11 protein-coding genes and 1 tRNA gene are annotated in these 13,548 nt (G+C 58.2%); 6 read left to right on the forward strand and 6 right to left on the reverse strand.

Features of this window, described 5'->3' with window-relative positions; all coding sequences use genetic code 11:
* Nucleotides 1–46: 46 nt before the first annotated feature.
* Both HMPREF2932_RS01190 and HMPREF2932_RS13765 read right to left on the reverse strand, forming a co-directional pair.
* On the reverse strand, nt 47–877 hold the full coding sequence (locus tag HMPREF2932_RS01190) for an aspartate dehydrogenase domain-containing protein (RefSeq protein WP_070547127.1): 831 nt from the start codon (nt 875–877) through the stop codon (nt 47–49).
* 336 nt (nt 878–1,213) lie between these two features.
* Nucleotides 1,214–2,113: a tyrosine-type recombinase/integrase gene (locus tag HMPREF2932_RS13765; RefSeq protein WP_246818601.1), complete on the reverse strand. Its 900-nt coding sequence runs from the start codon at nt 2,111–2,113 to the stop codon at nt 1,214–1,216.
* Nucleotides 2,114–2,613: 500 nt separating this feature from the next.
* Here HMPREF2932_RS13765 and HMPREF2932_RS01200 point away from each other — a divergent pair, with 500 nt between their 5' ends.
* Genes HMPREF2932_RS01200 through HMPREF2932_RS01205 form a run of 3 tightly spaced genes read left to right on the forward strand, consistent with a single transcriptional unit; the run spans nt 2,614 to nt 5,081 of the window.
* A complete protein-coding gene (locus tag HMPREF2932_RS01200) occupies nt 2,614–2,976 on the forward strand; it encodes a MobC family plasmid mobilization relaxosome protein (RefSeq protein ID WP_005293765.1) in 363 nt (120 codons plus the stop codon).
* Complete coding sequence (locus HMPREF2932_RS12955; RefSeq protein WP_084738938.1) at nt 2,957–4,567, forward strand: relaxase/mobilization nuclease domain-containing protein; 1,611 nt, start codon at nt 2,957–2,959, stop codon at nt 4,565–4,567. The genes HMPREF2932_RS01200 and HMPREF2932_RS12955 overlap by 20 nt, the downstream gene beginning before the upstream one ends.
* A 37-nt stretch (nt 4,568–4,604) precedes the next feature.
* On the forward strand, nt 4,605–5,081 hold the full coding sequence (locus HMPREF2932_RS01205; RefSeq protein ID WP_012359769.1) for a hypothetical protein: 477 nt from the start codon (nt 4,605–4,607) through the stop codon (nt 5,079–5,081).
* A 169-nt stretch (nt 5,082–5,250) separates the two neighbouring features.
* On the opposite strand, the gene HMPREF2932_RS01210 is transcribed toward HMPREF2932_RS01205, so the two are convergent.
* The gene (locus HMPREF2932_RS01210; RefSeq protein WP_071409427.1) at nt 5,251–6,810 is read right to left on the reverse strand and encodes a SulP family inorganic anion transporter; all 1,560 of its coding nucleotides are present in this window, start codon (nt 6,808–6,810) and stop codon (nt 5,251–5,253) included.
* A 169-nt stretch (nt 6,811–6,979) separates the two neighbouring features.
* On the opposite strand from HMPREF2932_RS01210, the gene HMPREF2932_RS01215 reads away from it, so the two are divergent.
* Entirely contained in the window at nt 6,980–7,384 is a 405-nt protein-coding gene (locus HMPREF2932_RS01215; protein ID WP_005293770.1) for a MerR family transcriptional regulator, read from the forward strand.
* A 332-nt stretch (nt 7,385–7,716) separates the two neighbouring features.
* Here the strand turns inward: HMPREF2932_RS01215 and HMPREF2932_RS01220 are convergent.
* Both HMPREF2932_RS01220 and HMPREF2932_RS01225 read right to left on the reverse strand, forming a co-directional pair.
* Nucleotides 7,717–7,793: transfer RNA gene (locus HMPREF2932_RS01220), tRNA-Met, on the reverse strand.
* A 156-nt stretch (nt 7,794–7,949) separates the two neighbouring features.
* Nucleotides 7,950–10,925, reverse strand: a complete 2,976-nt coding sequence (locus HMPREF2932_RS01225) for a UPF0182 family protein (protein ID WP_071409446.1) — start codon at nt 10,923–10,925, stop codon at nt 7,950–7,952.
* Between the two features lie 123 nt (nt 10,926–11,048).
* Between HMPREF2932_RS01225 and HMPREF2932_RS01230 the strand changes: the two genes are divergently transcribed.
* Both HMPREF2932_RS01230 and HMPREF2932_RS01235 read left to right on the forward strand, forming a co-directional pair.
* Complete coding sequence (locus HMPREF2932_RS01230) at nt 11,049–11,639, forward strand: PPA1309 family protein (protein ID WP_071409428.1); 591 nt, start codon at nt 11,049–11,051, stop codon at nt 11,637–11,639.
* A gap of 77 nt (nt 11,640–11,716) precedes the next feature.
* Nucleotides 11,717–12,397 (forward strand): beta-N-acetylglucosaminidase, encoded by a 681-nt coding sequence (locus HMPREF2932_RS01235; protein WP_071409447.1) that lies wholly within the window; start codon nt 11,717–11,719, stop codon nt 12,395–12,397.
* A gap of 20 nt (nt 12,398–12,417) precedes the next feature.
* On the opposite strand, the gene HMPREF2932_RS01240 is transcribed toward HMPREF2932_RS01235, so the two are convergent.
* Nucleotides 12,418–13,494: a YlbL family protein gene (locus HMPREF2932_RS01240; protein WP_071409429.1), complete on the reverse strand. Its 1,077-nt coding sequence runs from the start codon at nt 13,492–13,494 to the stop codon at nt 12,418–12,420.
* Nucleotides 13,495–13,548 lie beyond the last annotated feature (54 nt).

A 13,548-nucleotide genomic window follows, 5' to 3' on the forward strand; every position in this document is an offset into this window, starting at 1 on the left:
GTGACTGTCGTGACGTAGTACTCCACCCTGCAGGGCACCACCTCCGCTACTGAAGCGGAGCCATCGCGTGTCTTAAAGTGTGCGCAACCGACAACGCCGTAATGGCTGAGGTTTTGGGATTTACGGGACTGGGAGCAGATTCGCTAACCAGAGAGAACTTACCGGCAGAGCCTGATACCTCGATGTCATGACGTGTTCTAATCAGATTCGGAGAAGCAATGAGCTCAACCGATACGCGCTCAAGTGAACGCGCAAGTAACTCGTCATCGCTGGGGCCTTTGCCGCGAGTCGCCCAGGCAAGGGCGACGGAAACATTGACGTTGCCAGGGAATTTTGCAATCGCGTCACTAGGGCTGCCACTGAAAAGTAGAAACGGTTCTGTTGCGTTTTCTAGTTGCGCGCGCTCGTCATCATTCATCCAGCCTTGAATGAGGGCTTCGGCTTTCTTGGTCGTTCGAATCTTTACGGTGTCCACGGCATTCGACTCTGCAAGCGCTGCCCACAAATCAAATCCGCCGATCGCACCAGAGGTGACATGCACTTTTCCAGGCCCAGACAACAGTGTTTGGCGCGCATCAGGATCGGCCAAAGCGCCTACTGAAGTCAACACCAGATCCTTGCTACGTGTAATCACCGCCGGTCCGTGTTCTTTCGCCGCCGCAACGCCTGCGCATTCAACCACGATATCGTGGGCATCGATGAGCCTGGGAAGGTTGTCATCGTAAAGGGATACTCCCAAGGCGCCGCGTTCTCGGTGCGGGGCAGCATCACGAACAAATGCACTGACTTCGAATTCCGATGGGTCAAAGAGTGACACCAATTGACGCCCGATTGCGCCAAACCCAAGGAGCAATACTCGTGGAGCCGAAGCAGACATGACAATCCTCCATTACCTTGCGATTTATACGTGACCCCACTCTATCCACTTAGCTCTTGCCACAGGATTCCTAGACGCAAACATCGTTCCGCAAATCGGGGTTCCGCCCCGCTACGAAATGTCCCTTAAGCCCGCTAGTCGAAAACGAAGAAGCCCCACCAGCCATGTTGACTGGTGGGGTTCTGGAAGTTGGTAGCGGGGGCCGGATTCGAACCGACGACCTCTGGGTTCTCACCCTCAAGTTCGAGCCACCTGCAGTTATTACCCTTTTACCTGCTGATTAGAGAGGTATAAGCATACTGGGCCTTACTGCGCCTTACCGCGGATTACCGACTCTTAAGTCCCGTTTTGAGTCCCACTTTCTTCACCGAGATTCAAGGCTCCCCGCATAGCGTCGACATCAGTCCAATCCGTGTAGTTGCGCGCGTTCACGTCGACGTCATGCCCGAAGTAGGCTGCACGCACCTGGGCGGGCACCCCTCGCGCGATGGCCCGGTTATTGAGCACCGTGCGCCAGTCATGGGATCTCATTAAAGCGATGTGGTCGTCCTGGACCTGCGCGCCGACATCTTTAAACAGAGCCGCTGACGCTTTCACGGCGTTGTCGGTGCGCCAGTGCGCCTGCTTGTCTCCTGGCGAAGGGATCAGTGGGTCGGTCGTTCCTAGTCCGTCGAGCCGGTTTAACCAAAACTTTTCGACACGCTTGTCCAGGAACGGGATAGAACGGCCTCTGTGCGTTTTGGATTGATCAGATGTAATGCTGATCGCGATTTGCCCATTAGCGACTTTTACAGATTGTCTCGTCGCCGCCAGCGCCTCTGAGATGCGAAGTCCCGTCCCCGCTTGTAGTAGTGCCAGCGCGACCACGTTGTCATGTTTTGCGATGGAGCTTGCTCGTCTGTCCGTACCCGGTGGTAACGGTCTGGCCGTATCGCGTGCAATGAGATGGTCTACAACGGCGTCGTATTGTGCGTTCGTCAGGGCGTGACCACCTTGCGGTTTATTGCCCTTCTTGACCTCGCCGAGGTCGATACTGATTCCGCGTAACGGGTTGTGGTCGATAACGCCCTCGCGGATGAGTTGATCCAGAATATACTTGCTCACGACAGTACGGGCCTGCCGTGCGGATTCCGACCCGTTTGCGGTGGCGATGGCCTGCAATGTGCGTTCGAGAGTTCGGAATTTCACAGCCTCGCCAATGGCATGTTTTCCAAGCTGTGCTTCGGCCTGTTTCAATGCGAGCTCATACCGGGCGCGCGTGTTCGGCCGCAGCCGTGCCGCCTGGATGGCCGGCTTAGAAACGTCGGTAATGAACGCCGAGAAGTTCTTACTCTTATCCCAATTGGTCGACGTCGAGTTGAGCTTGCTGTCCCGCTTCTCGACGGCAATTCGCCGGAATTCCCCCTTTGTCCTTGCCCGGATTGTCGGGCGGTAAGTCGTTCCGTCCCATAGTCGGACGGTGATTTTCGCTTCGTATGGACCACGCGGCGGTAAAGCATCAACGACGCGATCGATGGAATCTTCCCCAGGGCTTAGTTTCGTTCTGGCGGCACGTATTTGCTTGCCGCCTGTTTGTGAGGGCCGTCTTTGACGGTGGCGAGTACGCCTGAATCTGCCCCGCAGATTCAGGGGGCCGACACCGGAGAAGCGTGACCCTTACAAACAGACTGTGGCCCCGGCTGCATCAGCAGTCGGGGCCACCCTGCCACAGTAAGCACGATAAGTAGGAGGTGGATATGCGAGACAAGTTCTCGACATATTCGCGCACCACCGTGCGCCTCGATAAGGATTTAGACCGATTTGTCGAGGAGGTCGCACGGGTCGTAGGGGTGCAAAAGGCCGTCGTGTTCCGGGAAGCTCTCTATGTCCTCGCGGAGGAGGAGAGCGTGCTGACGCAAAAGCGTTTGGCCCCGGACACGCTGCGCCGCCTGGACGAGATGAACGACCAACTGCGGCGGATTGGCGTCAATCTAAACCAGTTGGCTCGCCGCGCGAATATCGACGGCGTGGCCCCCGTGTCTGAGGCTGTAGAAAGCATTGGCTCCGAGGTTTCTTCTCTTCGCAAAGAGGTGAAGGACTTTGTCCACAATCAAGATTAACTACAGCCAGAATATCCGCGCGGCAACGGTCTACGCCGTCTATGGAACGGCAGACAATGCCCGCAAGGGTGAGGTGCGAGCCGATGCTTTATGCACGGTTCAACCTAACGCTGAATCGTTTTCTCCGGAGGCTACGGCTGGCCGTTGGTCGGGTGTGGACTTCATAGAAGCCAGTGTGGAAGAAATGGAGCGATATGCTCCGGCTCAGCGCACTGACGAAGCAATTATTTATATCCAATCGTGGGCTAAAGACGAGCTGGATAAGGATAACCCGGCCGATGTAGCTCGGGCTAATGCGGCTGGCTCAGAGCTGGCGATGCGGCTGACGCAGGGCACGGGAGTTCCGTTTACCGTGGCTACGCACACCGACAGTAAAAGCGGCTGTGTCCACAACCATATCGTCTTTGCCAACCACGATACGCAGACAAAGAAGGCTGCACCTCGGGATATGCGCAACTGGTACAAGCTGCGCAATATCAACGACGAGCTGATGCGCGATTTGGGGATGCGTGTCCTGGAGCGAGAGCCGGAAATATCGCTGCTTCCTGCTGAGCGCAGGGCACGCAAGGAGGGCAAGTCCACAGACTCGACGGGCCTGGGCGTGGATGAGCTGACCGCAGCCACGTGGGCTGATTTTGCCCGCAAGCGCATGGATGAGCTGTGCGCGGATAAACAGGTGGCAGATGCTGACGACCCACTGGCGAAGGCAGTAGAGATTGCTGGCAAATACAACCTGTCTCTAAAAGTGCAGCCCAACTCAAAAACCGAGGGTGAGTCGCTAACCGTGGCCCTGGTCGACGACGACGGCGAGGATGCCTACTTCACGAACACCACGAAGGCCGGACGTACTCGAAAGCGTAAAGCAGCTAAAGCTGGCTCAAAATTGGGCCGCAGCTACTCGCTAGAGGGTGTGACCGAACGCGTTAACGAGGCCCAATCAGCCCTTCTTGCGCGGCAGCTTGCAGCACTTCAAGCCAATTCAACCGATGACGACCTGGAGGCGAAATACGGCTCCAGCCTTCTCGATGACGAGGAGGAAGAAAACTATAACAACCAGGAGGTATTCAATCATGGTGTCAGTGACCGAGATGACGAAGCTAGCCCAAGCAGCGGCGAAAGGCAAGATGGACAGCGTCTTGAAGGTTCTCAGCCCACGCCTGGACAAGGCGGAGAAGGCTATCAAGACGCTGCAGGAGAAACTGAAGAGTCTGCCGGAGAATACAGGGGACATTCTCAGTTCTCTGCCCAGCGACTTCTCGACGAGGTTGACGCAAGCGGAAAGCGAATTAAGGAACGTAAAAAGCAATCTCGCCGCAAACAAGAACTACGTGAGCAGCAGTCACTTCCAAGTAACGATGATGGAAGTGCAGCAGATGATCACCGGGCTGATAAGGAACATCGAGGATCTGCCCAACGGCCTGGAGGGGGTAAAAGGGTACCTAATCGAGATAAGCGAGCAGATGTCGCGTCTGACAAGGATGCAACAGCTGGTACTCAAAGCAGCCGAAAGCCCCATCCATCTCGACAAGGATTCCAGCCAAGCAGTAGCCCAGAGCCTGAACGCTCAGATGACTTCGAGCCTGACTTCTAGCCTGGAACCGCTGGTAGAAGTAGCTGTATCTGAGGCAATGTCGAAAGAGTCCGAAAGCCTGCACAAGGCAGCAGAAGCATCTAAGAAGGCTCGCAGCGCCCTGCTCCAGGAGAAGGAGTCCAACGAAAAGCTGCTGGAGAAGATACGTGCAGAGCGCAAAAAGTACAACGACGACATGGAAAAGTCGAACACGAACTTTATTAAGGCCTGCATGTCTGCCTCGTGGATTGCAGCCAGTGTTCTCTTCGTTGCTATCGCACTCGTTGCTGTCGGAGCCTTGGGGAACGGGCTGCTAAGTATGCTCGGCATACCCGACGGCGTGTCTGCCTTGTGGGGTCACGTCCAGGAGGCCAACGGCATCGGCCCAACACTGGGCTGGTTGGCGTTAACACTTATCGTCATAGGGGTTCTTATAGCGCTTATGACCTGGATGTTGTCCCAGGCTGCGCCGGGTATTGCTCACTTAGTCGAGGAATACCGTCGCAATCACCCGAGGAAAGAAACGAACCACTAACTAGAACACGTGCACCGTAAAAAGTAAAAATCCCCACAACACAGCGTAGCGGTTAACCGCTACGCTTCTTTTATGCTCTTCCTATGCCCCAACTTTGCAACAGCACCAATAAACTGGCGCCCCGGTTATAAGTTGGGGCGCCAAGTCGATGTGCTCGAGTCGGGGGATGTTAGTGGCCGGTGCAAAGCCGGCCAGACAGGCGGTTCAGCCGGTCCTGACTGGGACCGTCGAGCCCGATAATGGACACGGTTTTGCCTCTGTCCTGGAACTTCTGCGTAATCGCGTCAAAGGTCGCGACCGTGGAGGCATCCCAGATCTCCGCCTCAGTGAGATCAATAGTGATATGACGGGCAGAATCGGTGTAATCAAAGCGATAAACCAGGTCATTGCTTGATGCCCAAAACAACTGGCCATGCACCCGGTAGGTACGAGTATCAATCTCGCCATCGCCGTCGCCGTCGATCTCGGAGACCTTTTCAATGGAAGCGATATGTGCCATCCGACGGGCGAACATGATCATCGCGGTGACCACACCCAACACCACACCAATGGCCAGGTTGCTGGTGGCTAGGGTGGCAATAATCGTCACGGCCATAACAATGGTCTCAGAGACCGGCATGAGTTTAAGGGTGCGTGGATGCACCGAGTGCCAGTCGATGGTGCCGACCGAGACCATGATCATGATTGCCACCAGCGCAGCCATCGGGATCATGCCAACGATGTCGCCCAGTGCCAGGACCAGGACCAGCAGGAACACACCGGCTAACAGGGTGGATAGGCGGGTACGTGCCCCGGATTCGCGGACGTTGATCATGGTTTGACCGATCATCGCGCAGCCACCCATGCCGCCGAAGAGACCGGAGGCAATATTAGCCACCCCCTGTCCCCAGGATTCACGAGTTTTATCGGAATGAGTGTCGGTGATGTCATCGACGAGCTTGGCGGTCATCAACGATTCCATGAGACCGACCACGGCCATGGCCAGGGCATAAGGCGCGATGATCTGCAGGGTCTCCAACGTCCACGGCACGTTCGGAATAAACAGGGACGGTAAGGTCTCCGGCATCTTGCCCATGTCCGAGACCGTCGGGACAGTCAAACCGGCGGCAATGACCAAACCGGTGAGCACGATAATCGTGACCAGCGGGGCGGGGATCACACTGGTGAGCTTGGGGAAGAAAATCATGATCACCACACCCAAGCCGACGAGTGGGTAGACTATCCAAGGCACATCAATGAGGTGTTCGAGTTGGGCGGTGAAAATCATAATGCCCAGTGCATTGACGAAACCCAGCATCACCGATCGGGGGATAAAACGCTGAAGTTTCGCCACACCGAGGGCGCCGAGCACGATTTGTAGGACACCGCCCAACAGGACGGTGGCGATGAAATAATCCATCCCGTAACCACGCGCCACAGGAGCAATGACTAGGGCAATAGCCCCGGTGGCGCCGGTGATCATTGCCGGGCGGCCACCGGTAAAGGCGATCGCAATGGCCATGACTACCGAGGAAAACAGACCCATGGCTGGGTCAACACCGGCAAGGATGGAAAAGGCAATGGCCTCAGGGATCAGCGCCAGGGATACCGCCAGTCCGGCCAGAATCTCTATACGGATACGGGCGGGGGAAGAAAATGCGTAACGGAAGGATGCGATGATCCCGGTAGGGGCATCAGCGCCGTCTGGACTCAGGAGGGGGCGGGGGGCCGCCGTGCTAGTTTCAGTCATAGATGTCCAATCTTTGAGGGGATAGGTAACTGGGCGAACGCCCGAAAGGAATCCAACCCTCTAGTAACTTTAGGTTTGGTGATGGTGGTCATGGTAGCGGGAGTTTTACTCAACCGCCAACCCAGGCACAGGAACCCGTGGGCAACATCACCGTGAAGGAGAACAGGCAATGCAAAACAGTAATTTCAAGATCGGCGAGGTCGTTGACCAGACGGGGTTGTCGATTCCCACCTTGCGTTATTATGACAACGTCGGCCTGATTACCCCATCGGGGCGTAGCCCTGGTGGGTTCAGGCTTTATAGTGAGGCTGATGTACGTCGTGTTTTGCTGGTGCGACGGATGAAACCGCTGGGGTTTACTCTGGATCAGATGCGGGAATTCCTGGAAGCTGCGGAGATTCTTCATAGTTCAGATGGCGGGCAGGACAGTGATACCGCACAGCAGGCACGGAGTAATGCCAAGGCCACCCTTGCCGACATTCGTGAGGAGACGCGCACCCGCTACGAAAAGCTACGCAAGCAAATTGCCTACGCTGAGGAATTCCTCGATCTGGTCAACACCCTGGCACCCTAAACTGCCCCATCCTTCGCAGGGAGAAAAAGACCATCGTATTGAATGCGCTCTGTCGAATCGCGTTCCAGATGAAGTGGACGAACGCCCGCGGCCTCTCCGGAGTGGATGGCGATAGTACAGAGGACTTCTGAAATCCGTGCAGACGACTCCTCAAAACGACACAGTCATCCAAGGTCACAAAATCGAAAATTGTCACTTAACCCCATCACTTCCAAACCGGCTTAAGTGACAAAATGCCATCGCTAAAGTCCCGATTTGAGTCCCAGGACGTGCGCCTTAAGAGAAATAACTAAAGCCCCTACCAGTGTTTCTCCTGGTAGGGGCTTGGAAGTTGGTAGCGGGGGCAGGATTCGAACCTACGACCTCTGGGTTATGAGCCCAGCGAGCTACCGAGCTGCTCCACCCCGCGTCGAGATGTACTTCCAAACATCAAGCGCTCTGCACACTGTCCCGTGTGCTGGCGACGGATGTAACTATACAGACACCTTGGCGCCTACCCAAATCCCCTGGGCAGGCGCCATTTCATAGGTGAGGCGCCGAGTTTTTCGCTGGCGCCTATCCGGACTTACTTAGACTGCAGCGAGCGGTAGTCCTCCACTGCCTTGTCCAGCTCGTCCAAAGCCTTGCCGTACTCCTCGAAGGAGCCGTTCTTGGCCTTGTCCACACCGTCGAGAGCCTTGTTGATGGCGTCGATAGCCTCGCCCTCGTTCGAAGCCTTCGGGGCCGATGCCGGCGCAGAAGCCTCAGCATCCTTGGAATCCTTGGATTCCTTTTGGTCGCCGCTATCAGACTCCTTTTCGGGTTGCTTGCCGGAGTCGCCTTCAATCTCAGTGATGTCCTGGGCGGCCTTCGGGTCGATGCCGACCTGCTCCAAAGCCTCACCAATCGTCGGCGCGTAGCCCACGCGGCCCTTGTAGGAGACCAGCACGCGCAGCAGCTTCGGGAATGCAGATTCCTGGCCCTTGCGCTGCGAGTAGATCGGCTCCAAGTAGAGGATCTCTCCCCCACCCACCGGCAGGGCCAACAGGTTACCGTTCTTCAGATCATTCGAGCCTTCCCACAGGGTACGGTCACGCGCCACCTGGTCGGAAGACATCATGGCATCCTGGGCCTGCTTCGGGCCCTGGGTCTGGGTGTTCGTCGGCAGCACGCGCACGGTGATGTCACCGTAGGTGTCCGGGTCGGAAGACACCGCCATGTGTGCAGAGAGGAACTGACGGTTCAAACCACGATAGGAGGTGATGAGCTGGAAGCTCGGCTTGCTGGTCTCTGGGTCGGAAGCCAGCACGTAGTACGGCGGCTGGTTCAGGCCCTGAGCCTCGCCTGCGGTTGGATCCTCCGGCACGGACCAGAAAGCATCGTTGTTGAAGAAGACACCCGGGTCATCCACGTGATACTTGGCCAGCAGGTTGCGCTGCACCTTGAACATGTCCTCCGGGTAACGCATGTGCTGACGCAGCTCGTCGGAGATCTCCGACTCGGGCTTGACGACGCCCGGGAAGACACCCTCCCAGGCCTTAAGCACGGGGTCTTCGGTATCGAACTCATAGAGGTCGACGGTGCCATCGTAGGCATCGACAGTCGCCTTCACCGAGTTACGGATATAGCCCACCTGATCGTTGACCAAGCGCTGCGTCGTGCCCGTGGGGTTCTGCGCATCCTGGGTGGTCTCCGTCAGAGAGGTGCGCTGCGAGTACGGCAAAGAATCCAAGGTGGTGTAGCCGTCGACGATCCACTTGATGCGGCCGTCGATGACCGCCGGGTAGGTGGAGGAATCCGTCGTTAGCCAGGGAGCAACCTTCTCCACGCGCTCGCGCGGGTCGCGGTCATAGAGCAGCTTGGACTCCGGCCCCACGCGGTCCGAGAGCAGGAAGTTGAGTTCCTGGTACTTCAGCGCAAAGGCAGTGCGGTCAACAATGTTGCCGATGTCGACGCCACCCTTACCGTCATAGGTGTAGGTAGAGGTATCGGTGTCATACTCGACGGCCTCATCACCGGTCTTGCCCACGATGGCGTAGTCCATTCCATCCTGGGCGCTAGCGATCACCGGGCCGAAATAGGTTCGCGGCTGGTCCACCTTGATACCGAGGGATTCTTCAGCATTCTGGGTTTCGCCCTCCCCTTCGGCGTCCTTACCCGCCTGGGTCTGCAAGTCAGCCACCGTGAAGATGGGGAAACCACCACGGGCCGAACCGGCATCACGAGCTACCTCATCGACTGTGTTGGCCTGCGCCGCAATGAAGCCATTGCCGTGGGTATACACGGTGTGGCGGTTAATCCAGTTCTGCTGGTTCTCCTGCAGCTCGTTCGGATCCAGCTCGCGGGCTGCAACCACGAAGTCGCGGAGTTCGCCGTCGATCTCATAACGATCCATCGCCAGCGTCTCTGGGAAGCCGTAGAAGTTCTTCAGCTGCTGCATCTGAGTAAACGTCGGCGCCAAGATGTCCGGGTCCAGCAGGCGCAGGTTGGAAATGGTGGAGTCATCCGAGGCGACCTTGTCATCGGCGACGTCGTCGGCACCCCAATTCTCCTCGTAGGTCACCTTGTCATCGGTGAGGCCATAGGCAAAACGGGTGGACTCGATGTTGCGTGAGATGGACTCCGCTTCTTTAGCCTGACGGTTCGGGTTCACGGAGAAGCGCTCCATGATGAGCGGCCAGCCCTGGCCAATGACCAAGGAAGACAGCACCATGAGAACTACGGCCAGGCCCGGAATTCGCAGGTCCTTAATCACCACGGCAGAGAAGATCGCCACGGCCACGAACACGCCGATGATCATGAGGATGATCTTTGCCGGCAGGTAGGCATTGATATCCGTGTAGGAACCACCCGTAAACAGCGAATGCTGGTTGTACAGCAACTCGTAGCGCCCCAGCCAGTAGCCAGCCACCTGGAGCAGCATCCAAATGCCACCAGTCACGGCGAGCTGGGTGCGGGCCGCCTTCGACAACGAACCACGCACGCCAGCGGCGCGATTGCCCAAGCGAATGCCGCCCAAAATGTAGTGCCCCACAAGTGCGATGAGGAAGCACACGGCGACCAGCATGGAGGCGGCGCTGACCAGCATTGACCACACCGGCAAGCGGAAAGCGTAGAAGCCAAGGTCGTGATTGAACTGCGGATCCGTCACCCCAAAATCGTGGGAATTGAGGAAGAGCATGACGGTCCGCCAGTTGGCTTGCCCCAACAGGCCGGAAACGACGCCAACGAGCACCGGGATGACCTTGAGGAAGACACTCATCGTGCTCTCAATGGATTTGCGGTACTGGTAGACCGGGGAATTGAAATCCGCCATGTCCATCGAGTCCCCGCGCCCCCGCCAGACCACGAGGCCTGCCACGTAGGTGATGGCTGCCGCTACGAGGCCGAAGAGGAAGAAAAGCACGATGCGCGTCACCAGGGTCTTGGTGAAGACCCCGCGGTACTCAATCGCGCCGAACCACTTCCAATCTGTATAAAAGCCCACGAGCATGGGGCCAATGAACAAGAGGACCGCGATGATGGCGACAACCCACGAGAGAAATTTGGGTGGACGTTTCATCGGGGCGGTGGGTCGGTTGAGTCCGGAAGCCAACTCCAGCTCCAATCAAGTGTCGTGCGAATATAGAGGTATCAAGCTTCTAGTCTAGAGAAGCACTATGACCGTCAACGAACAAGGACGCTTATGAGTTCCCAACCTTCCTCCCAGCCCGCTGTACACCGCGCGCTCAACAAGGCTATGCGCGAAGCCGTGGACTTCATCCACGCCGAGGGCTGGGATGCGCCTCCTACACTTTTTGCTCTCGTCCCCACTGAGCTGGTGGCCGCACAGCTCGGTGACGTCGACGACTCCTCTCCCCTCACGCTCGTGGTGCAAGAGTTGCCGGAAGGCATCGAGCCGGGTTCCGAGCACCTCGCGGACTACGTCTCCCGCCTGGCCTGGCCACAGGAGATCGCCGGGGTCATCCTGGCACAGGAGATCACGTTTAAGGACACCTCAGACGCCGCGCTTGCCGACGCCCGCCCCGCCCGCCTCTTCTCCGGGGTATTGCGCGCTACCGCTATGGACGGTGGCTCCGCGGACGGCGCCACGGAGTTCGAGGAGAACGGCGCCGAGCTCACCCTGCTGCAATTGCGTCCAACCGAGGAGGAACTAGCGGAGGCCGGTCCCTTCGCGGAAGATGATATTCAGCTGCGCGGCGGTCCGAATGTGGCACCGGGGGTCATCGCTGCCTTGCGCTACGGGTTGGAGCAGGATCCGGAGGAGATACTCTAATCGACTAAACTCAGAATGCAGTGGCCATTAGCGCTCAGCTCTCGGGGCTGGGCACGCAATTGATAGAGGAGTCTCTCGTGCGCTTGACATCCCGCTTCACCGCCGCAGCTTCGGCCGTGCTTGCCACCGGCTGCCTGCTCACCGCATGTGGGAAGGACGATGTGCCCGCCCCTGAGCCGGCACCTGCGAGCGAAGCAACCACCGCTGCGGAGAAGACCAGCGCGCCGGCCCCGGCCACCTCCGCCGAGGAATCCGAGACGACCACTCCCGCTGCGTCCGAGTCTGCAGACAGCTCGGAAGCGGAGAATGAATCCTCGACAGCAGGAAGCTCCGCTGCTCGGAAGGACAAAGACAAGGACGCCAGCGGGTCCGCTGAGCCCAGCGGCAAGTTCACCGACTCTGTGGAACAGGCTTATGAGATCTTTGGCGGCCTCGTCCCAGAGGAGATCTTCGCGCAATTCGACCGCTGCGATCCCAATGGCGTGACGGATTCCTTCAACTGCTCCGGCTCGGAGGTGGGCCAGTTCCAGTTCTTCAAGTCGAAGACCAAGGCTTCCCAGACCACCCAGGTGCTCACCGAGCTGCGCAGCTCCCGTGTCATCGAGGACAGCGGAAGCCGCGTCGTGGGCTGGTCCATGTTGGGTAACACGGCCATCCTCACCGTGGTGGATAACGATGAGGGCCTCATCATGCAGCAGATGATTTCCACGGACCAGGACGATCCGGAAGAGCGCCTCAAGGAGCTTGGCTTGGTCTAGGGCCGCAACTTCCTTAAGGTCTAGCCTTCGCAGGTCTCGACGGGGCTTCCCTCGGCGAAGTTGTGCATAGCCTCGATGGCATCATCCAGCGTGTGGACCTTGGCCACCACCATGTCGCCCGTTTTGCGGCTAACCGCCTCCGCGCAATTATCGGCTGGGGCGAGGAAAAGCTCGGCGCCCGCCTCCTGCGCTGCATTTACCTTATGGACGATGCCACCGATGGGGCCGACCTCTCCGTCCTCGCCGATAGTGCCGGTGCCGGCAACGAAGCGGCCGCCGGTGAGGTCCTCACTGGAAAGCTTGTCAATCACCGCCAGCGTAAACATCATGCCGGCCGAGGGCCCGCCAATGTCCTGCAGGTTATAGTCCACCGTGATGTCCTCGGTGGGCACCGAGGTCATAAGGATGCCTAGCAGGGCCACGTCCCCCTGCTCTGGGTGGGAGCCGAGGGTGACCCCGACAGTCTTTTCCTCGCCCTTGCGAACGATGCCTAGCTCCACCTCATCGCCAGGCTGAAGAGCACGAATCCTCTCTTGCACTTGGCCAGGCTCCGTGACCTTGTCACCGTTGACGGTGGTGATGATGTCGGCGTCGTCAAGCGCGCCTGCTGCGGGGCCGTCGTCGAGGACTTGTGCGACCTCAATCCGCACGGGCTTGTCCAGATAGTCCATGGCAGCGACCGTGGCGGCTGACTCGGACTGGGTAAAGGCCTGCTGATTGGCCTCTTGGACCTCCTTATCTGTCTTGCCCTGCGGGATAACATTCTCGATGGGGACGATGGTGTCATCCGTCAACAGCCACCGGCCCAGGGCCTGGGCTAGCGTCATGTTGGTGCGCACAGAGACCGTGGTCATGTTGAGATGCCCCTTCGGCTGGAACGTCTCTGGGGCTTCGACGTTGACCACCGGCTCACCTTCCACCTCGCCCAAAGTGTCCACGGTGGGCCCTGGTCCTTCGGCGGCGTAGGGAACGGACAAGGTGATATCGGTGCCGGGAATGTGGTCGATGCTGAGCAGGGCTCCCGTCAACACCACCGGAATGGCTCCCCACGTGAGGGTGGACAGGCGGCGGGCTCGGGGGTTCTGCGGAGTTTTCACGGAGGATCAGCCTACAGCCTTGGGGTGCCTGTTCGCTCTCAGCGTTGCCGTGGT

Source organism: Corynebacterium sp. HMSC074H12, from assembly GCF_001813755.1.
Lineage (GTDB): Bacteria > Actinomycetota > Actinomycetes > Mycobacteriales > Mycobacteriaceae > Corynebacterium > Corynebacterium hiratae.